Origin of the sequence: Olivibacter sp. XZL3 (genome assembly GCF_004368405.1) — a bacterium.
Taxonomy (GTDB): Bacteria; Bacteroidota; Bacteroidia; order Sphingobacteriales; family Sphingobacteriaceae; genus Olivibacter.
The window spans coordinates 86,354-108,479 of the sequence record NZ_SBJH01000011.1 but is presented as its reverse complement, the minus strand read 5'-3'; the positions used below and the strand labels follow the sequence as shown (position 1 = coordinate 108,479).

Genomic DNA, 22,126 nt, shown 5'->3' with positions numbered 1-22,126 from the left:
TGTCTTTTGGTTTATGGAGATTGGTTTTAGTCGGAAACGATCAGATTCCAGTCGATGGATTGCCGTTAATAAGAAAAAAAGGCTTCCATTAACTCATGTTGGCTTCTTAACTGCTGGGCGTTTAACACGAAGGCCAAGTCGGTCTTTAAATCGGATAGGCCGTATCATTCTTTGTTTCCGAAAGGATGAAGGAACTCTGCACCGTCACAATATTGGGAAGCACTGCGAGCTTATGACGCAAGAAGAGATGATACTCCTCCATATTAGCGGTGGCAATCTTTAAGATGAAGTCAAACGACCCGGTCATTTGGTAACATTCCATCACCTCATCAAATTGGGCAACGCTGCGTTCAAATTCCCCTAAAGTTTTGGCCGTATGCTCCTTTAACAATACATGCGAAATGGCAATGAGCGTTTTGTCGATCTTCTTTCGATCGAGGATGGCAACAATACGGGCAATGTATCCTTGTTCCTTTAAACGTTTGACGCGCTCATGAATGGCCGCTGGCGATTTGTTAAGCTTATAAGCCAGTTCCTTGTTTGTGAAGGTGGCGTCGCGCTGAAGCAATTTTAATAAGGCACGGTCGGTATTGTCAAGTGTCGTAGTCATGTATTCGAAAAATAATATAAAGTGTAAAGTCTTCGGTTATTTCGTCTAATGTCCGAAATTTTTATGGTAAACGCGGTAATTCATGGTTTTTTTTTACTGAATGCCGTCAATTCAAGGTCTTTGTTTTATATCTACCATAAAAACTAAAAGGAATCGATCAATATTTGTTTCTCCTGGACCTGAAAAGGCGAAAAAAAGAAGCCGAATAAAAATTTATTCGCGAGGTAAAAGCAATGTTTATTCTGTTAAAAAATCGGTGTATTTGTTAAATTTCAATAAAATTTTCGTTTATATATCTATAATGTTGTATAAATATTTGAGTTATGTAATTTTGATTTAAATATTTTCGGATTGTGTTAGGTTGCTTGGCGTGGCCGAAACTAAGTTTAGAACCTTAAATAAAAAGAAGACTATATGAAAAAACTATTATTCAGCATCGCAATGCTGTTTTTGTGCACCATGGCTTTTGGGCAGATACTCGAACCTGTTAAGTGGAGTTATGCCGCAAAGAAGATAAGCGAAAATGAAGCTGTCCTATTTTTGAAGGCCGATATCGACGCGGGTTGGCATTTGTACTCGCAGCACATAGAGGAGGGCGGTCCGGTAAAGACGAGCTTTAGCTTTGTCCCGTCGGACCAATACGAGTTGGTGGGCAAGACGGCCGAGCCGAAGCCTATTAAGAAGCACGAAGCGGTTTTCGGGATGGAAGTCGCGTATTTCGAAAAGCAGGCCGTATTTCAACAGCGAATCCGGTTGAAGGATGGGCAGACGGTTGTTAAGGGGAAGTTGGAGTATATGGTCTGCGACGATCATCAATGCTTGCCCCCAGATGAGAAGACATTTAATATAACGGTGAAGTAATGAGGAGCGGAGAACAAGGTAAGAAGGGTATCGGGATGCTCCCTCGTGCTAACGTATGGCTTGTACTGTGGTGTGCGCTTATACTGATAGGAGTGGCGAGCGGTCATGTTTTGGCACAAGATACGGTTTCCTATGACGATATTGAATTCCTTCCGGTAGACGGGGCGGACACAATAACGGAATCTGCAGCGGTGGATAGTGTAGCCGCGAAGGCGCCTGCTACAGACCCTGAGGATGCGGAATCGCAATCCCTTTGGGCAATCTTTATCGCCGGATTTATCGGCGGTTTTGCCGCGCTGTTAATGCCCTGCATCTTCCCGATGCTGCCGCTTACGGTAAGTTACTTCACGAAAAGTAGCCACACCAAAGGAAAAGCGATGGCGCAAGCAGTTCTCTATGGACTGTCCATCATCGTGATTTATGTTGCATTGGGTTTGGTTATTACCGTTATTTTCGGCGCTGATGCCCTAAACAGTTTGTCTACCAACGGCATTTTCAATCTGCTCTTTTTTGTATTACTGGTCGTATTTGCAGTTTCATTCCTGGGAGCTTTTGAGCTGACATTACCCGCTTCCTGGGTGAATAAAATGGATGCCAAGGCCGATAAAGGCGGTTTCATCGGCTTATTTTTTATGGCAGCGACGTTGGCGCTCGTGTCCTTCTCCTGTACCGGCCCCATAATCGGCACCCTGCTAGTGCAGGCTGCAACGATGGGTGCGCTACTCGGCCCGGCATTGGGTATGTTCGGCTTTTCCTTGGCACTGGCGATACCTTTTGCGTTGTTTGCGATGTTCCCAAGTTGGATGAAAGGGTTACCCTCTTCAGGCGGTTGGCTTAACAGCGTGAAAGTGACGCTTGGCTTTCTTGAATTGGCATTGGCACTGAAGTTTCTTAGTAATGTGGATTTATCCTATCACTGGAATTGGTTGGATAGGGAGGTTTTCCTTGTGTTGTGGATCGTCATTTTCGGATTATTGGGCCTATATCTATTGGGCAAAATCCGTTTCAGCCACGACAGTCCCCTTCATTACCTGTCCATTCCCCGCTTGTTCCTGTCGATTATCGTGCTGTCGTTTACCATTTACATGGTGCCCGGCTTATGGGGGGCGCCCCTGCGGGCGGTGTCGGCCTTTTTGCCGCCACAATCAACGCAGGATTTCGACTTATACACGGCCTCATTCGGCGGGGGAAGTAAAGCGGGGGAAGAGGTGTATACGGGACCGCGGAAATACGCCAACATTTTCCATGCCCCTTTAAATCTTGATGTATTTTTTGATTACGATGAAGGAATGGCGCACGCCAAGGCGGTAGGCAAGCCGGTTATGATCGACTTTACCGGACATGCCTGCGTCAACTGCCGGAAGATGGAAGCCTCTGTTTGGCCGGATCGGGAAGTGTATTCCTTACTGCGGAATGAGTTCGTTCTTATTCAGCTTTATGTGGACGACAAGACCGAACTTCCCGCTGCAGAACAATACGTTTCGGAACTAAGTGGCAGAGCAGTGCGTACTATCGGAAATAAATGGAGCGATTTACAGGCCAGCAAGTTCAACGCCAATTCGCAACCCTTTTACGTATTGCTAGATTCGCGGAACGAAGAAGTATTAGTAGCGCCCCGTGGCGCAGATTATAATGCGGCCAGTTATCGTGATTTTCTGCAAGCCGGCCTAGCCGCTTTTAAAAAGTAATGGTTTCTGTGTTTGTTCTACCGGTCCAGGCGATTTCCGTCGCCTGCCGGTAGTCTTTGAGCCTTCGGCGAAGGTGGAGTATTTGGATGAGCCTGCATAAAATTCCATAAACAAAATGAGATGCATAATTTATGCAAGCTTCATTTCCATTAAAAAGCAAATTATTCGAATGAAAAAAATTCTTATTGCCCTGATTACTGCAAGCTGCTTAGGACAAGCGGTTGCGGTTTTTGCCCAAAACAGCGCGCGGCTCATTGAAACTGTCGAAAAAAGGGGAGATGAGATCGTCATTCCCTATCAAAAGTATGTCCTGCCAAATGGCCTGACGGTGATCTTAACAGAAGATCATTCGGATCCGATTGTGCATGTCGACGTTACCTATCATGTCGGTTCGGCCCGCGAACAGATCGGGAAGTCGGGCTTTGCCCATTTCTTTGAACATATGATGTTTCAGGGGTCCGACCATGTAGCGAATGGGGATCATTTTAAGATCATTACCGAAGCGGGCGGTACGCTTAATGGTACTACTAACCGCGACCGAACGAACTATTTTGAAACGGTACCGAGTAATCAGCTTGAAAAGATGCTGTGGCTGGAATCAGACCGGATGGGCTTTTTGCTGGATGCGGTTACCCAAAAGAAGTTCGAAATTCAACGGGCAACGGTTAAAAACGAAAGAGGACAGAACTATGATAACAAGCCTTATGGTCTTGCCTTTGAGGTTGTTGGGAAGAACCTTTATCCATACGGCCATCCTTATTCTTGGCAAACAATCGGGTATATTGAGGATCTCAATCGGGTAGGCGTTTCGGATCTAAAAGATTTCTTCCTCCGGTGGTATGGACCGAATAATGCGACACTCACGGTGGGTGGAGATATTGATGTGGAACAGACCTTGGCCTGGATTAACAAGTATTTCGGTTCTATACCGCGCGGCCCGGAAGTGGAGAACATGGAATTACCATCGCCCGTTGTGACTTCGAACCGCTACGTTTCTTATACGGACAATTATGCGAAGCTGCCTTTGCTGTTCATCAGTTATCCCGGAGTCAAAATGTATCACAAGGACATGGCAGCCCTCGATGCATTGAGCATGATTATCGGACAAGGAAAGAATTCCATTCTTTACAAGAACTTTATAAAGACCCGTAAAGCCGCTCAGGCAACGATGTATTCCAACAATGCGGAGCTGGCCGGGGAGATTGGCTTCCAGGTTGTTCCTTTCGCCGGTCAGTCGCTTGCCGAGATGGATAAGATCCTTAAAGAGAGTTTTACCGAATTCGAAAAAAGAGGGGTAACGGACGAAGATCTGCAAAGATTTAAGGCGCAGTTAGAGGCGAGCGTCATCAACTCATTGGCCAGTATTTCCGGAAAAGTCTCTATGCTGGCTGCAAGCCAGACCTTTACCGGAACCCCCAATTCGCTGGCCTCCGAAATTGCCGCTATCCGGAAAGTAAGCAAGGAAGATGTGATGCGTGTGTATGAGCGATATATTAAGAACAAAGGTGCGGTTGTATTAAGTGTGCTGCCGAAAGGGGCCGCTGTAGCGCCGGTTGCTGCCGATAACTATGAGGCTGTAGTTGACCAGGCCTATCAGGCTCCGGATTACGGTTATGGTAAAACAAGCTATCGTAAAGCGAAAGATGCTTTCGATCGAAGTGTAGCACCGCCTGCCGGTCCAAATCCCTCTGTTAAAGTACCTCCGTATTGGACCGCAAAAACTGCTAAGGGCATTCCGGTAATGGGATCGTTTAATAATGAAATTCCTACTGTATACCTCGCTATTTCGGTAAAGGGAGGTGCTTTGCACGCGGTGAATAATCCCGAGAAGGCGGGGCTTGCATCGGTAGTGGCTGCCATGCTTAACGAAGATACCGAAAACTACACGGCCGAGGAGATCAGTTCTGAGCTCGAAAAAACAGGAAGTGGGCTAGGCGTATCTGCGGCGTCCGATGAAATCGTTTTCTCTTTGTCGGCCTTATCACAGCATGTTGACAAAACGCTTTCTTTATTGGAGGAACGCCTGTTCCGGCCGAAGTTCACCCAAGAGGGTTTAGACCGTATTAAAAAGCAAATGATACAAGGCTTTGAGCTTGCACGAACACAGCCTGCTACCATTGCCTCCGATGTCTATAGCAAAGTGTTATATGGCAAAGACAATATCCGAACTTACGCCTTAAAGGGGAATGAAAAGACAGTTGCCGCTGTTACTTTACAGGATGTACAGGATTTTTATGATCAATATATCTCTTCGAATCTGGCTTCTATCGTGATTATTGGCGATATTACAGAGGAGGCGAGTCTTCAAAAGCTTGGTTTTCTAAGTGCTTGGAAGAATACCCGTGTGGAAGTTCCGGGTTTTTCGGCCGAAAGGCAGCCCCTTGAGAAAAACACTTTATATCTGGTAAACATTCCGAAGGCGGCGCAATCAGAAATCCGTATTGGTTACCTGACGGATGTGAATTTTGATGCTACGGGGACCTATTACCGGCTGGGCTTAGTCAATTATAGCTTAGGAGGCGCTTTTAATAGTCGCATTAACCTGACCCTGCGAGAGGAGAAAGGCTGGACTTACGGCGCATATTCGGGTTTCAATTCCGGTGAATTCGGCGGGAACTTTACTGCTGGAGCTGGTGTTATTGCATCTGTCACCGACAGTGCTGTAACGGAGTTTGTGAACCAAATCAACCTATACCGTACGAAGGGGATCAATGAGACGGAACTCGCGTTTACGAGGAAGTCGGTCGGCCAAGCGGAGGCTAGGCGCTACGAAACCAATCAACAAAAAGCAGCATTTCTGTCGAGAATGTACCGATATAAATTGGATGATTCGTTTGTAAGGGAGCAGGCCCGTATTTTGGACAGCATAGAGGCCACCGAACTGAACGAGCTTGCGGGGCAGTACCTAGATACGGAAAAAATGACCATTGTTGTAGTGGGCGATAAGGAGCATATCTTGCCGGGCCTTCAAAAGCTGGGCTATCGGATTGTTGAGCTGGACGCAGAAGGTAATATTATTTAAAACAGTATTTCCCTCTTCCGGGATATTCAGGTAAAGCTAACCTGGATATCCCGCTGTTTAAAGGGGCATAACAGATAATTTGAGTCGGTACAGATGCTAACAATTGGCTTTATCGCAGCGTCATGCATAGGAATTTCACTTGGCTTAATTGGCGGGGGAGGTTCTATTTTAACCGTGCCGGTTTTGGTTTATCTTTTTGGTTTTGATCCGCTGATTGCTACTCTGTATTCTTTGTTTATTGTTGGCATCACAAGTGCAATGGGGACTCTTGGTTATATGGCGAAAAGAGAGGTTTGCTACTCAACGGCGTTGGCAATTGGACTGGCATCAGTTACAACGGTACTATTGATGCGGTACTTTGTTCTGCCGTCCATTCCGTCTGTTTTATATCGTTCGCAAGGAATGGTTATCAGTCGGAACAGTGCGACGATGTTTTTATTTGCACTGGTCATGCTGGTGTCTGCTTATTTAATGATTAATCAAAAAGCGATCCATCAGCAGGCCGTAAAACAAAAAAATGCGCGTGTCGGACGACTCCTGCTGTATGGTGCAGGGGTGGGAATAATCACCGGACTACTGGGCGCAGGGGGAGGCTTTTTGCTTATACCGACTTTCGTTATACTTTTGACCTTTCCTATGCAAAAGGCCATCGGTACCTCGCTATTGATTATTACGATGAATTCGCTTATCGGGTTCTTGAGCGATGTGCACCGTTATGAAATAGCATGGCCTGATTTACTCTGGATAACCGCTCTGGCAAGTGTTGGCGTCCTGATCGGTGCTTTTTTGAGCAAAAAAATAACAGGCGTCAAACTGAAGAAATCGTTTGGCTTTTTCGTGTTGGCGGTTAGTGTTTTTATTCTATTTAAGGAGGGCGTGTCATATATAAACTAGTTTATAATGAAGCCCGCATGAAGCTATCTTTCAAAAAAACATGATTAGAAATGGCTTATGCTTGCTGCGGTAGGTTTAAGCTTCATCACTATTAAAAACAAGTAATCAGATGAAAATTGAGCAAATCTATACAGGCTGTTTATCCCAGGCAGCGTACTATATTGAAAGCAAGGGTGAGGCCGCGGTGATCGATCCCTTGCGAGATACGCAGGCCCATCTAACAAAAGCGGCGCAGGATGGAGCCAGCATCCGATATATCTTCGAAACGCATTTTCATGCCGATTTTGTCAGCGGTCATTTAGAGCTTGCTGATGCAACCGGAGCCGACATCGTTTTTGGTCCCAATGCCGAAACAACGTATCCGGCACATATTGCTGCCGATGGCGAAGTATTCATGATTGGCGAATTGACCTTAGAAGTCCTTCATACACCGGGCCATACCTTAGAGAGTGTATGTTACCTGCTAAAAGATAGTAAAGGTAAAGCGCTGGCGCTTTTTACGGGAGACACCTTGTTTATAGGAGATGTGGGCCGTCCAGATGTAGCGCAGCGTGATGACGGAACCTTAAGCAGTGAGCTGTTGGCGGGTATGTTGTATGAATCGCTGGTTCAGAAAATTTTGCCTTTACCGGATGACGTGTTGATTTATCCTGCCCATGGAGCAGGTTCTGCCTGTGGAAAGCACATGAGTAAGGAGACTTTCGATACCTTGGGAAATCAAAAGCGCCTTAACTATGCGCTTCAAACGATGGAGAAGAACGCCTTTGTACAGGCCGTATTACAGGGGCTCCCGCCAGCTCCGGCCTACTTTGTACAGAACGTGCAGCTGAATAGGGCAGGTTATGAACCGGTGGATCAGGTGTTGGCGCGGGCGCTTAAAGCGCTTGATGCCGACGCTTTTGAGTGCATGCGGCATACGGGCGAATATGTCGTGCTGGATACGCGCGCAGCCGGTTCGTTCGCCGAAGCGCACATTCCGGGTTCGATCAATATAGGGATAAAGGGCAGTTTTGCCCCTTGGGTCGGTGCGCTAATTGAAGACATTCACCAACCTTTACTCATCGTAGCGGATGCTGGTATGGAGCAGGAAGTGGCGCTGCGTTTAGCGCGTGTGGGCTTCCATAATAGTTTCGGCTACCTTTCAGGTGGCCTCCAGACTTGGATAGCACGCGGGTTTGCCGTCGATACGGTGGCATCAATATCAGGGGAAGCTTTTATGTCGGCTTATGCTGACGGACAGGTAAAGGTGTTGGATGTGCGCAGCCAAGGTGAGTACGACAAGGAACATTTAATCGGCGCGGAGTCGATGCCTTTGGCCAGTTATAAACAGTTTATTGCTGCGGTGGAGGAAGAACAGGACTGCTATGTGTATTGTGCAGGAGGCTATCGGTCGATGATGTTCATTTCCTTAATGAAACAGGCCGGCGTTACCGCTAACATGGTGAACGTCAATGGGGGAATGGCCGCGCTGAAGGCGCTCTCTAACAATAAACACGTATAAATAAAAACGAGTGTAAGGAGCCCATTATCCATTGTATTCGTACACTTACCACTAATTACACACATATGAAACAGATATATTTAGACAATGCCGCTACCACAGCGCTCCATCCGGAAGTGATAAAAGTGATGTTGGAAGCGATGGAAGAAAATTTTGGAAATCCCTCCTCTGCGCATGCCATGGGCAGAAAGGCCAAAGCAATGATTGAGCGGTCGAGGAAATTGGTGGCCGATTTATTGAACGTATCTCCCTTGGAAATATACTTCACTTCTGGCGGTACCGAAGCGGATAATATGGCGATTAGTCGGAGTGTGGCTGATTTAGGGATAAAGCAGGTAATCACCTCCCGTTTGGAACATCATGCGGTGCTGCACAGCTTGGAAGCCCTGGCTGGTCAAGGTGCGATAAAAATCTTGTATGTCGAGGTGGATAGAAAAGGTAATGTTGATTATGCACAGCTCGAGCAGCTCCTGGCCAGTTATCCTAAATCGCTCGTTTCACTCATGCATGCAAATAACGAAATCGGTACGCTTACTGATATCAATAAAGTTTCCTCCATCATCAATGAGTATGGCGGCGTTTTCCATTCGGATACGGTGCAAACAATGGGGCATTTTCTCCATAATTTCGGTGAAGGAGGCTTGCATTTTGCAGCCGGTGCAGCCCACAAATTTCATGGTCCGAAAGGAGCTGGGTTCCTTTACATCAATAAGCGTATCCGGGTTAAACCTTTCATTTACGGGGGCGCGCAAGAGCGCGATATGCGTGGAGGCACAGAAAATATTTACGGTATTGTAGGTTTGGCCAAGGCGCTTGAATTGAGTTATTCACAATTGGACGAGCATCGTATGTACATCCAAAGCCTGAAGGATTATATGGTGATGCAGCTGGCAGCAAACATTCCCGGTATACAGTTTAATGGAGAGATAGATGCACATAACAGTCTTTATACGGTATTGAACGTGTCGTTGCCGATTGCAGGGTCAAGCGAGGAAGTGCTTTTTCATTTGGACATGGCCGGTGTCTATGCGTCTGGTGGCAGCGCATGCAGTGCGGGTTCCGGCAAAGGTTCACATGTTTTACAAGCAATTGGCGCCGATATCAGTCGACCGAGTATACGTTTTTCGTTCTGTAATAGTAATACAAAAGAAGAAGTAGATTTCGTAGTTGCCAAACTGCGCGAGCTGTGTGTTGTTGATTCTGCGGAATGCGTCAGGCAGACGGTTTGATACTTGACAGAGAAGCATGCTGTAAATATCCACTGCTTTCTTTAACTTAGTACGCTTTTATTATCTAGACCGAAAAGTATTTGAGCGGCGATGAAAGAAGCAAACGTTTGACTCGTAGATGGAAGAGAACGTTAAAATCCGAGAATAATTGAATAAGCGTGTAAAAAGACTTCAAACTTTTGGCGATAATCAGTGCGATGACCAAAGGTTATTTGAACGTATCCAATTAAGAGACGCAAAGGCTTTTAATACGGTATACGAACGCTATTGGTCTATACTATTCAATGAGGCTTATAAGCGGATCAATGATATGGAACTGTGCGAGGAAATTGTTCAGGATGTGTTTGCTTCTTTATGGGAAACTAGTCCACAAAGGAATATTCAGGATCTGGGCGCATATTTATTTTCCTGTATGAGGTTTCAGGTCTTTGCGCACTATCATAAAAGAACAAGGGAGCAGGAAGCTACACACGCCGATCTGTTCGATAGTAAGGAGTTTTTAAATGATGGTGCTGATGAATATATGTTGGAAAAGGACTTAGTCTCTTTTATCAAGAATTGGCTTGGAAGTCTGCCAAAAAAAAGGCGTGAGATTTTTCATTTGCGGTATTTGGAGGGCTTGTCGGTGAAAGAAATCAGTGAGTTAATGGGGGTTTCTCCGAATACCGTTCAAAATCACCTTGGATTGTCGCTTGCTAAAATACGTTTTCTGCTGAAAAAGTACTTTTTGGTTCTGTTTTTAGTTTTATTCCGTTGATGGTTTAGTGTTTTGGTAATTTTTTTATTTTTTTATTAGTACGTTTTTCGCTCATTCCACACTATAGGTATAATAATTATTATACAGCGTGGTATGCAGCATAAAAAAGACGGGAAACTAAGCCAACTGATTGAGAAATATATCCAGAAAGAGACGAACGCGTCTGAAAATAAAATCGTAGAAGATTATTTCGATTCTTTTTCCTCCCTACCGAATGTGCTCGAAAATATGTCTCCGGAAGAAAGAGCCATTATTAAACGGCGTATGCAGGAAAAACTGCATCGACGCCTTTCCGGCAAGCCAATCAGGCTGTATCCAACCGTTAAAAATTTCCGGAAAATTGCCGCTGCGGCCGCCGTTCTATTAGCTTCATTAGCTGTTACTGTTTATCACTACCAACCTTTCAGCACGTCTAAAAAAAATCAAGTATTAACGTTGAAAAGTGGGGAACAGCGAGAAGTGATATTGCCGGATGGTACAAAAGTGAGGCTCAATGCATCGAGTAAATTAATTTATCCCAACTCTTTCGACGACGCTAGTCGGCGCGAGATCACACTTATTGGTGAAGCGTTTTTCGACGTTGTTAAGAAAAGCGACAAGCCCTTCCTGATCCATACGCCACGAATGGAAATACAGGTGCTGGGAACGGCGTTTAATGTGCGAGACTACAAAGAGGACAAAATCGCCGAAACATCGCTGATCGAGGGAAAAGTAGCGGTTTGGAAGACAGGGCAAGCAGCAGACCGGTTTCTCCTAAAACCAAAGGAAAAATTCGTTGTAACGGAAAAGCTGCCTGTTAACAATAATCAAATGGCCTCTAAGCATCCCGTGAAACAGTTGAATGCAACGGTAGAGCCGGTTACGATCTCCAAAGGAGACGGCACTACGCTAGAGACTGAATGGCTGTTAAAGCGGATGACAATTGAAGAGGAATCCCTAAGCCAAATCGCCCAAAGGCTTGAGCGCATGTACGGAATAAAGATAGTTATTTCAAATCCGGAAGTAGCCAAGCAACATTATTCTGCAACTTTCGAAAACGAGCATCTGGATAATGTAATTGGTGCATTACAGGTTGTTAAGCCATTCCGGTACAAAAAGGACGACCAAGGTAATATAGAGATCTACTAGTAAAGCCAAACCACAACCAATCTAAATAACATATCAATGAAAAAAGTAATACCCAAACCGATCAAAAAGATCAGATTGACCTTGCTGTTAGCCTGTGTCAGCATGATGAACATTCAGGGTTACGCCTATTCCCAAACAGAAAAGATAGATATATCTATAAAAGGCGGAAAGTTAGAAGATGTTTTTGAGGTTATTAACAACAAGAGCACTTACAAAATGTTTTTCAGTAAAAGTTCACTTCCTGCCGTTAAAATAAATCTGGAAGGCAAGCAGCTTTCGGTAAAAGAGGTGCTGAGTCGCTCTTTGCAAGGGAGTAACCTGACTTATGAATTGATGGAGGATAACATCATCGCCATTAAAGAAAAACCTGCTATACAGCAAAGGGTAGCAGGGCAGGTGGTAAGCCAGGATGGCGAGCCGTTGGCAGGAGTTTCCGTTCTGATCAAAGATTATGGAAAGTTAAATGCCGGATTGCAAAGCAGTACAGCGACAGACGTTAACGGACATTGGTCCTTAGTTCTGCCTAGCCATGACGTCACGCTTATTTTTTCTTTTATCGGCTATCAAAAACAGGAAATTCCCGCACGGCAGCTTCTTGAAAATTCGGCTCCACTACGGTTAAGACCTGATGAAGGTAGTTTGGAAGAAGTTGTTGTTGTAGGGTTTGGCACAACCACACGGCGACTTAACACCGGATCTGTGGCTTCTATCACGGCGAAAGATATCACCAGTCAACCTGTAGGGAATCCGTTAGCCGCGCTCTCGGGTAGGATGTCGGGGGTCTTAATTGCGCAAAACAACGGTGTTCCGGGTAGCAGCGTTCAAATCCAGATCAGAAACCAAAGTTCATTGAGCGGCACAACTTCGGGGTCCATCCCCTTATATGTCATAGATGGCGTTCCCTTTACCAATTTTAATGGGGGTGCACCGGCCACCGATAACCTAAACTCGATGGGGATTTCCGGTTCGGCAGGGGGAATAAGTCCTTTTAGTATGATTAATCCGGCTGATATTGAACGTATTGATGTATTGAAAGATGCGGATGCAACAGCCATCTACGGAAGTCGCGGTGCAAATGGTGTGGTGCTGATCACCACCAAAAAGGGCCAGTCTGGCCGTACGCGTATTGGTGTGAACTTTAACTCGGGCGTTAGCGAAGTGAATCGTTTTATTCCTATGTTGGATTTAGACGAATACCTAAGTTTAAGAAGAGAAGCTTTCGCCAACGATGGGATTACACCCAATACCACCAATGCGCCAGACCTCACCCTATGGGATCAAGATGCATCGACCGATTGGCAAAAATTATTGATTGGCAACACCGGACATATCAATGAAGTGCAGGCCAACTTATCGGGTGGAAACGATCAAACCCGCTTCTTTTTCAATTCCGCCTATCGAAGAGAAAGCACTGTCTTCTATGGTGATAACAAAGACGTTCGGTTTACCTCGCGTCTCAATCTGGATCACCGCTCTGCGGATGGAAAGTTTAATGCGGCCTTCTCCGTAAGTTATGCCAATGGTAACACGGACATGCCCACTTCCGATATCACCTCCTCCTATAATTTACCGCCAAACTACCCGCTATACGACGACGAAGGACAATATTACTGGCTGACGGGGTCTGGGATTAATAACCCGTTGGCGGTACTGAATCGTAGGTATATCGGCACCACCAATAACTTAATTTCAAGTGCTAACTTGAGCTATAAGATTCTGCCTGGATTGACCGCAAAGGCGAATTTTGGGTATACGATCACCAATATGGACCAAAATAACCGGACCCCCGCCTCCACGCTTAATCCGGCAAACAATCCTACCAGTTCATCGAGTTTTTCTAATACGAAGGCACAGAACTGGATCATAGAGCCTACGCTCGACTATGTGACTCGCTTAGGCGGAGGGACCTTGACGGCTTTAGTGGGAACCAGTTTTCAACAGAATTCTTCCGATACGAAAAATATATCTGCATCGAACTACGCCAACGAATCGTTACTTGGCTCACTGGCTGCCGCGGGAAATAGCACCCTGAATAATAATCTGGTATATTATAAATATAACGCCTTTTTTGCAAAATTGAATTACGATTGGGAAAACAAATACCTGATCAATGCAACCTTCCGAAGAGATGGATCATCTAGGTTTGGCCCGAATAACCGCTTCGGTAATTTTGGAGCAATCGGCCTTGGATGGATCTTCTCCAATGAGCGTTTTGTGGCAGACAACGTACCTTTCCTGAGTTTCGGTAAGCTGCGCGGTAGTTTCGGTACTACGGGGAACGACCAGATATCCAATTACATTTATCTACCACTTTATTCATCGTCCACTCCTTATCTCGGAAATGCCACCATGAATTTAGTGACGCTTCCCAACCAGTCCATTCAGTGGGAAACGACTAAGAAGTTAGAATTTGCGCTTGATCTAGGCTTCTTGAAAGACCGTCTATTGTTTACGGCTAACTACTTCAGGAACCGGTCGGGCGATCAGATCACCTCGGCCGCTGTAGCCACTCAGTCGGGTTACAACAGCTATACTGCCAATTTGCCCGCATTGATTCAAAACACCGGTTTGGAACTGGAGCTGAACAGCACCAACATAGCAACAGAGAAGTTCACGTGGAAAACATCCACCAACTTCACCTTTTATAAAAATAAATTACTGGAGTTCCCAGGCTTAGAACAGTCTTTTTATGCGAGTAGCTACCTGGTTGGCGAACCCATTAACCTGATTCGGCTTTACCGTTATCAAGGGGTAAATCCGGAGACGGGGGAAGCCCAGTACGAAGATCGCGATCAAAACGGGCTAATCAATATAGACGACCGTTACGTTGCCGACTTGGGAACGCCTTTTTACGGTGGGTTCAATAATACCTTTGCCTACAAAGGTTTTGAGTTAGGGGTGTTTTTTCAATTTCAGCATCGCTTTGGAGTGACCAAAATACTGAACACGAGTCCTGGAGCGATGGTTAACCAGAATGATTATTGGCTGGGAAGGTGGACGCCAGAGAACCCTGATTCGTCTATTCCGGGTGCCAGTGCAACGCCAGGGAGTCCGATTTATGCGTCCTATAATTTGTATACCAATTCGGACGCTGTTTATGGGGATGCCTCTTATATCAAGTTGCGGTCGGTTAATCTTTCTTATAGCTTGCCGAAGCAATGGATCTCCAGATTAAAGATGTCGGACTGTCGTGTTTTTGTACAAGGACAAAATTTGTTTACCTGGGCAAAGAACAAGTATGTACTCGATACTGAAACGACCGTGCAGGGCGGCCCTTCCGGTTTGGGAACAGGAACTATCAGTCAGGTACTTCCTCCATTGAGAACAATTGTATTTGGCTTTAATTGTCAATTTTAAACAAGATGATCATGAAAAAAACATATAAAGAACTCGTCCTGATAGGTATTACCGGCGTAATCCTTTCATTAAGCGCCTGCGAAAAGTTTGTCGAATTGGGCGCACCACCCACGCAGGTGTCTTATGAAGACGCCTTCGCAACCGATGCTTCTGCACAAAGCGTAGTACTGGGCTTATACGTTTCTGCGGCGGGAAATATAAATAACGCAAATATGTCAAGCATGACCACATTTTATCCCGGTATTTCAGGCGACGACTTGCAGTATAATGCAACGGATGCTACGACGCTTGAATTTGCGAATAATAGCCTGTTAAATACGAATAGTGCTGTTTCCAACCTATGGTCGAACCTTTATCAATTGATTAAGAATACCAACAATGCGATTGCCGGATTAGATGCTTCAACGAGTTTGACGACAAATGTTAAAAATCAACTGTTAGGTGAAGCCAAGTTCATACGTGCCTATACGTATTTTTACCTAGTTAACTTATATGGCGATGTTCCCTTAGCGCTTGAAAATGATAATGAGGTTTTTGAAAATGCGCAGTTACCGAGAGCATCGGTCGAACAAGTATATACGCAGATTGTTGAAGATCTACGGGATGCCGAGGAGAAATTAGCCGCCGTTTATCAGGGGACTTTTAGGGCGCGTGTAAACAAACATGCCGCCAGTGCCTTGTTGGCACGGGTTTATCTATACCGCGGGGACTATGCAAATGCCGAGCTTTTCTCCACCAAGGTGCTGACTGCAACAGACTATCAACTTCCGGATCCAGCGGTATCTTTTGAAAACGACAGTCAGGAAATCATCTTTCAGATCGCGAACCTGACGGGGGTTACCACCTTTGGTGCGAACTACATTACGTCAGCAACAGTGGTGCCTGCTTATACACTTCCTGAGGTTGTGTATAACAGTTTTGAAAGCGCGCCAACGATAGATTTAAGGCGAAGCAACTGGACCTCGTTAAAGACCGTGGCGGATCAGGTTTATTATGCGATTACAAAATACAAAATAGCCTCGGGAACGGGTAATGAATACCATGTGGTATTACGCTTGGCCGAACAGTATTTAATTCGCGCCGAAGCGAAGGCGCATCAGGGTGACCTGGCCGGTGCCAAGGCCGATTTGGACGCCTTGAGAGCCAGGGCCGGCTTGGCTGCCCTAGGGGATAATTTGAGTCAGGCCCAATTGATTCGAGCTGTAGAACAAGAACGTCTCCACGAGCTTTTCGGTGAATATGGTCATCGCTGGATGGACCTTAAAAGAACTAGCCGGGCTGACGAGGTGCTATCCGCCACCAAAGGAAACTGGCGGTCTACGGCGGCTTTATTTCCAATCCCGCAAGGTCAGATCGTTATCAATCCTTCCTTAACGCAAAATCCGGGTTATGAAGACTAACTTAAATCGCCGAAGGACTATAGAAAAGGATCCGAAGGCTAAATACTATGTTTCCATTATTAAACAAAAACGTTATATGAAAAATTTGTTAACGGTTGCTATACTCTTTTCTGCGAGTATAGCGTGCGCTCAGCAACGGAATCTGGAAGACCGTGCGAAAGCCTATTATGATATTATACAATCGGGCACTAAAGAGCAGAAGGAAGAGCTCTCTCGGAAACTGTTACAAACAGCGAGAACAGCTAAGAGCGAGAAAGAGCTTCAGTTGAGCATTAACTATCTTAATGGTCTCGGTAAGGAAGACAGCGCTGATTCACTGATCCAGGTTGTTGCTAAGAGATTTCCAAAAGGAGAGGTTGCACGCGATCAGTACATTTCTAATGTGTTCCACAAGCAGGACGATGCTACCGCCATGGAAAAATGCTATGCCGAACTGATAAGAAAATGGCCACGAGAGAACTTCAAAGAAACCTCTATGGCCTATGAATATGCCATAGCTGCCCTAAGTAGGAAGCTGGCCGAGCAAGGCCAGACGGATAAGGCAATTCAGTACCTAGATCAAATGCAGATGCGCTTTTGGCGTGCGCAAGGTTATTCACCGGTAGCCGCTATACTTTTGGAAAAAGGAGACACAGCCACTGCGGTTAAGTTGATTCAAACAGCGATTGATGATGCCGAATATTTTATCAATTTACCAGAAGAGCAGAAAAATAACGAGACTAGGTTTGCCGCGGTAGGGTATCCTGGCTATGTAGCGCAAATGGTGTCTGTATATGATCATCAAGGTAAACAGGCCGAATCGCTAGCCTTGGTAGAAAAGGCGCTCCAATTAGCACCTGATCAAGCCCCCCGGTTCAGCCGGGCGTATTATACAGGATTGGAAGCGGCAGGGCGTAAACTTGAAGCGCTCCAGCAGCTGGAGATGCTTTATAAACAGGGAGACTTTACCTTTAAAGACAAAATTAAAGAGCTCTATACGTCCCTTAATGGCAGTAGTAAGGGGCTGGATGGCTACTTGACGCGCATGGACGAAGACGTTATCAAGTCTATTCGTGAACATATCGCAAAAATGGCCACTTACAAAGATGCGCCTGATTTTGAACTGCTGAACCTAAGAGGAGAAAAGGTTTCGTTGGCAGATATGAGAGGGAAGGTGGTTGTGCTTGATTTTTGGGCAACATGGTGTCAGCCATGTATCCGCTCTTTTCCCGGGATGAAAGCGGCTCAGGAACATTATGCCGACGACAACGAAGTACAGTTTCTTTTTATGAATACCTGGGAGCGGACCAAGGGCTATAAGGCGAATGTTGCCGCATTTATCGAAAAGAATAACTATCCTTTTGAAGTCCTCTTTGACGATCAGAAAGACTCAGAAACAGGAGAAAATTTGGCTGCGAAATTTGGTGTACAGGGAATACCTGCCAAGTTTATATTGGATAAAGAGGGGAAGATCCGGTTTTCTCTCATGGGTTCGAACGGTAATAGCGAATACACGAAAATGGAAATGATCGAATTGATCGAATCTGCCCGTAAACCGCATAAAGGGTAAAGCGTTTTCTAATTTGCGGGATAACTCGATAAAGGTTATCCCGCATAACAACCAGCTATATTGAAGCAGGTTTATTTATTAAAAATCGTTTTTAATTTTTCATCCAGTTTCTTGGTGTCTGCGGTATATCTGCCGATAATAATGCCATCCTTGTCGATCAAAATTTTTGTGGGGAAGGCCTCGATGTTATATAATTCGACAATATTGCTTTGTGCTTCGTTCTCATTGTTCAGTATTTGTGTCCAAGTGAGTTTGTCTTTTTCTATCGCTGCTAGCCAAGCTTTACGCGGATTGGCTATTCGCTCTTGTGCCACGTTGATAAATTCGATATCCGCGTTGTATTTCTTGTGCAACTCAACAAGGTGTGGGTGGCCTTCCCGGCAGGGCATACACCAAGTTCCCCAGAAATCAAGTAATACGTACTTGCCTTTGAGTTGAGACAGGCTTATTGTATTGCCATCCTTGTCTTTTTTAACAAAATCGGGGGCTGGCTGACCGGGTACTGCCTTTTTCATTACGGCGATACGTTGCTGTATTTCCTTACCCTTAGGGGATGCTCTTACCGCGTCTGCCAGACTCAAAAACCGCTTTTCAAACTCGGTTATGGGACTGGCGAAAAATTGCTTCTCCAGAAGCCATAGGGATACGCCTTTTGATGGGTTGTTTATAATAAAAGCCTCTTCCAAAGCCTGGACTTTCTGTTGGGTTTCAGCGTAGTCCTTCGCAATTTTTGTAATTTTTTCTTGGTCGCCCAAAGCATTTACTTCCGATCGTAACAATTCGAACCGCCTGCGTTCCAAAGGACCAACTTCCTTCCATAGGCTGCCGTATTTGGTGTTTTCCTCACCTCCTGAAATAGCAGCTTCTGGCCACTGGTCGTTGTCAAAGCAAATCCTTACCTGCTTTCCGTTTTCAGCGAAAAAAGGGAAAGCGGGTGCAGGAAAAGCCCCTGAGCCCACTGCTATCGATTTGGAGTCATCGAAGCTCATTAGATGGAGTGAAGTCAGTTCAGGAACTTTAATGTCTATTTCGCCGCTGCCATCTTTTAGATGGATGATTTCTTCCTTTATTGTTTTATCCTTGAACCATACGACTTTTATGCTGTCGATAGGATAGTTTTTGGTACTAAGTATGATGCGGCATGTGTCGCTTGGTACACGGGATGTGCACCAAGTAAAAAGAAAGATGGATAAAGAAATCAGGGTAAAAATGATAGTCGTTTGCATGATTTACGAGGAGTTAAAGAGCTAAACTGTTGAATAAGTTTTGAACGGCTTCTTTTTCCGAGGGTCTAGGGGCATTTGCGGATACAATATTTCCCTGTGGATCGATCAAAATAAAACGAGGAATGCCGCGGATCATATATTGTTCTATAAAATCCGATTTTCCCGCCTTCGGCGCCAAAAGTTGAATACCACCCATATTATTTTCTGCAATCATTTTTTTCCAGGCGTCACGCGCTTTTTCGACATCAATAGAGATGCTGACAAACATGATGTTTTTGTGTTCATATTCTTTTTCTAATTGCTGCAAATACGGTATCTCTTGTCTGCAAGGCATACACCATGTTGCCCAAACGTCTATATAGACATATTTCCCTTTTAAATCGGTCAGTGAAGTGGTTCCCCCGGCATAGTTTTCATAATCGGAAAATCGGGGTGAAGGATTCCCTTTAGCGAGTTTCATCAGCTCTTTGTACGTCTTTGTGATTTCTTTTTCTTGCGCTTCGTCCAATGAAAGTTCCTTGTACAAGGTATAATATGTCTCGGGATCTCTCACAAAAGTGATGTTCCGCTTAATTTCATTGTAAGCTATTTCGTTTTTTATAACGGGATTGGATAAGGTGCTTACCGCCTTTAGATAGCTTATGTTTTTATCTGTTATCTGTAAACTGTCTGCAATTTGTTGTGCTTTGGCGGCACAGTACCTTTCTACCAACGTTCTGTAGGCTGCCGAATAGAAGTAATCTTCCTCGTTGTTGTAGTGGGATAGGGTATCTACATCGGCGAAGAAGTTTTCCGAAACTTTGAAGTCTTTCAGCTCAGCAAAATAGCCATGAAAGGATTCATAGCGCTCGAGATTTTCTAAATATTGATAAAAAATATCTCTTTTTTCCTTTTTTACGAAGGCTTCAGGCAGGTTTTTATAAGACGACAAAAACCTTTCAAATATTTCCATCTGCCGAAGCTGCTCGGCTTTAAAGGATTCTTCCTCTAATAAATACAAGTCCTTAATAGCGGCTTCTGAATACATCGATCTGAAGGTGTCGGCTTTCTCTAGCAAATAATTATTAACGGTCGCAGTAGTTCCTGTATACGTTAGTGAATGTTTGACGTCATCGAGGTCTATCTGTATCGTAAGCTCTTTTCCATTTTCCAAATAGGCATTCCATTGCGCTTTTCCATTCACGAAAGTATATCGCTGGGGATATTTTACATCCATCGTATGTAAAAAGCTACCGTCTTCAGCGATCGCTATACTATCTATAACCGAACTCTCTTTGATGATCAGTATTTGATTTTCCTGTTGGTGTTTAATGGTTCCTTTTACGATCGCGTAAGTTTCGTTGGTTGTTTTTTTGTTATAAGAAAGCAGCGCTAAAAAGAGTACAAAGGCTCCGTAGGTTATTTTTATTGACATGGCGTTTTTTTAAAAAAGGGCCTTTCTATCAAAAAGCGGCTCCAATATATCGGCCCCTTAAATGTTGGTTAATCTCTATCGTTTTCTCCTAATTCTGGCGATGCCAGTATATATTTTTGAGCAATAGGCACCGCCCAGTTTTTACTGCCTGCCGGTAAGGTGTAGGTAGTACCCCCTAGCGTTTTCGTTAAGGTGATATTGGCATTGTCAAATTCATTATACCTTTTTAAATCAAAATATCGTAATCCGCCACCGGCAAGTTCTTTCCGTCTTTCTTCTTTTACGATACGAAGTGCTTCTTCTGGTGTTGATGCTATACGTGGCGTGAAGCTACCCGTTTTTATCCTAGCCTCAAGTAGGGTATTCACGTCCTGCATGGCGGCGGCAATATTTCCATTTCTGGCATGACATTCTGCTCGCGTGAGATACATTTCAGGGGTTGACGGTCCCACGGGGAATTCATTGGTCAATAAGGGGGCTCCTAATGTATATCCGTCATAGGGGAGGCCATATAGAAACGAGATCGGAGCGTATTTTAAAGGCCGAAGATCATCCCCCTCGAATAAATCGTACAACTCGTCAGAGGCTACAATAAGTGCATAGGGCCAGCCTTCTTTAAACCATAGAATTTCAGTGTTCTGAGGTTCAAAATACTGCGGGTAATACAAGATCCCATAGCCAAAACGGTCTTCCAAGGCGTTGTAATTGATCAGGCTGTTTTTTAATGATAAAGACTGTTCCGCATAGCTGCGTGCTCTATCGTAATCTGCCCGATATAAGTATATCCGAGCTAAGAGTGCAGAAAGGCCGGATGCAGTAGGTCGATGTAAATAGTTGTTCGACTCAGGAACGGAAGGTAAATGATCCAATGCACCGGTAGCGTCCTCAATAATCTGATCATACACCTCTTTGACACTGGCTCTAGTGAGGTTAACCCCTTCAATATCCGATGTTAAACGGAGGGGTACGGCCGGTGTGGCTGCGGCGGTTTGCTCGTTGTAATGCCGGGCATACAGATTGACCAAAATAAAATAAGCATAGGCGCGTTGTGCTTTTGCCTCGGACAGCAGTCTTTCTTTTTCGCGTATATCTCCCTCTGCATCCATCACTTCTTCTATCACGATATTACATACGTAAATTTGTGCGTACAGATTTTTCCAGTCGGGGTCTTCTTCATTCGAAAGAAAAATATTGTCGTTCCAGGTGTAACGATTTACATTGGTTGATGAGTAGTAATCGATTAATTCGTCCTTGATTACAAAATCATCGTCCATCATAAATGAGTTGTAATGCGAAGCTCCGAATCCGGTGGAAATTCTGGTTCCGGATCCAGCACCGCTTATGTCCACTTGGTCCAACAACAAGCGGTAGTCTTGCGTCTTGTTAGGTATCACCACGCCTTTGGGTTGAATATCTAACCACTTGTCCCTGCTACAGGAACTTAAGGAAAGTATATATATTAAGAGCGTTAATATTCTTTTCATTTGTTT

The 22,126-nt window shown here is 44.9% G+C and carries 15 protein-coding genes; 11 read left to right on the top strand and 4 right to left on the bottom strand.

Translation table 11 applies throughout. The features are described 5' to 3' along the window. Positions 1-145 precede the first annotated feature (145 nt). The gene (locus EPX21_RS05310; protein WP_134088631.1) at positions 146-610 is read right to left on the bottom strand and encodes an Lrp/AsnC family transcriptional regulator; all 465 of its coding nucleotides are present in this window, start codon (positions 608-610) and stop codon (positions 146-148) included. Positions 611-1,024: 414 nt separating this feature from the next. Here EPX21_RS05310 and EPX21_RS05305 point away from each other — a divergent pair, with 414 nt between their 5' ends. From EPX21_RS05305 to EPX21_RS05255, 11 genes are all read left to right on the top strand, one after another. Next, positions 1,025-1,471 carry a protein-disulfide reductase DsbD N-terminal domain-containing protein gene (locus EPX21_RS05305; protein ID WP_134088630.1) on the top strand — a complete coding sequence of 149 codons (447 nt, stop codon included), beginning with the start codon at positions 1,025-1,027 and terminating at the stop codon, positions 1,469-1,471. Further along, positions 1,471-3,159, top strand: a complete 1,689-nt coding sequence (locus EPX21_RS05300) for a protein-disulfide reductase DsbD (protein ID WP_240768521.1) — start codon at positions 1,471-1,473, stop codon at positions 3,157-3,159. The genes EPX21_RS05305 and EPX21_RS05300 overlap by 1 nt, the downstream gene beginning before the upstream one ends. 169 nt (positions 3,160-3,328) lie before the next feature. Continuing rightward, positions 3,329-6,181, top strand: coding sequence for a pitrilysin family protein (locus tag EPX21_RS05295; RefSeq protein WP_134088629.1), 2,853 nt, complete (start codon positions 3,329-3,331; stop codon positions 6,179-6,181). A gap of 93 nt (positions 6,182-6,274) precedes the next feature. Next, the gene (locus EPX21_RS05290) at positions 6,275-7,075 is read left to right on the top strand and encodes a sulfite exporter TauE/SafE family protein (protein WP_134088628.1); all 801 of its coding nucleotides are present in this window, start codon (positions 6,275-6,277) and stop codon (positions 7,073-7,075) included. A 109-nt stretch (positions 7,076-7,184) separates the two neighbouring features. Next, positions 7,185-8,576, top strand: coding sequence for a rhodanese-like domain-containing protein (locus EPX21_RS05285; protein ID WP_134088627.1), 1,392 nt, complete (start codon positions 7,185-7,187; stop codon positions 8,574-8,576). Positions 8,577-8,641: 65 nt separating this feature from the next. Next, entirely contained in the window at positions 8,642-9,805 is a 1,164-nt protein-coding gene (locus tag EPX21_RS05280) for a cysteine desulfurase family protein (protein ID WP_134088626.1), read from the top strand. Between the two features lie 148 nt (positions 9,806-9,953). After that, entirely contained in the window at positions 9,954-10,562 is a 609-nt protein-coding gene (locus EPX21_RS05275) for an RNA polymerase sigma factor (protein WP_134088625.1), read from the top strand. 93 nt (positions 10,563-10,655) lie between these two features. Then, positions 10,656-11,690, top strand: a complete 1,035-nt coding sequence (locus tag EPX21_RS05270) for a FecR family protein (RefSeq protein ID WP_134088624.1) — start codon at positions 10,656-10,658, stop codon at positions 11,688-11,690. A 36-nt stretch (positions 11,691-11,726) separates the two neighbouring features. Continuing rightward, positions 11,727-15,047: a SusC/RagA family TonB-linked outer membrane protein gene (locus EPX21_RS05265; protein ID WP_134088623.1), complete on the top strand. Its 3,321-nt coding sequence runs from the start codon at positions 11,727-11,729 to the stop codon at positions 15,045-15,047. 11 nt (positions 15,048-15,058) lie between these two features. Continuing rightward, positions 15,059-16,447 (top strand): RagB/SusD family nutrient uptake outer membrane protein, encoded by a 1,389-nt coding sequence (locus EPX21_RS05260; protein WP_166670678.1) that lies wholly within the window; start codon positions 15,059-15,061, stop codon positions 16,445-16,447. Further along, complete coding sequence (locus tag EPX21_RS05255) at positions 16,437-17,996, top strand: TlpA disulfide reductase family protein (protein ID WP_134088621.1); 1,560 nt, start codon at positions 16,437-16,439, stop codon at positions 17,994-17,996. Before EPX21_RS05260 ends, EPX21_RS05255 begins: the two co-directional genes overlap by 11 nt. Before the next feature lie 71 nt (positions 17,997-18,067). Here the strand turns inward: EPX21_RS05255 and EPX21_RS05250 are convergent, their stop codons facing one another. From EPX21_RS05250 to EPX21_RS05240, 3 genes are all read right to left on the bottom strand, one after another. Further along, positions 18,068-19,222, bottom strand: coding sequence for a TlpA disulfide reductase family protein (locus EPX21_RS05250; RefSeq protein ID WP_134088620.1), 1,155 nt, complete (start codon positions 19,220-19,222; stop codon positions 18,068-18,070). A gap of 13 nt (positions 19,223-19,235) precedes the next feature. After that, positions 19,236-20,636 carry a TlpA disulfide reductase family protein gene (locus EPX21_RS05245; RefSeq protein ID WP_134088619.1) on the bottom strand — a complete coding sequence of 467 codons (1,401 nt, stop codon included), beginning with the start codon at positions 20,634-20,636 and terminating at the stop codon, positions 19,236-19,238. Between the two features lie 68 nt (positions 20,637-20,704). Continuing rightward, on the bottom strand, positions 20,705-22,120 hold the full coding sequence (locus EPX21_RS05240; protein WP_134088618.1) for a RagB/SusD family nutrient uptake outer membrane protein: 1,416 nt from the start codon (positions 22,118-22,120) through the stop codon (positions 20,705-20,707). Positions 22,121-22,126 lie beyond the last annotated feature (6 nt).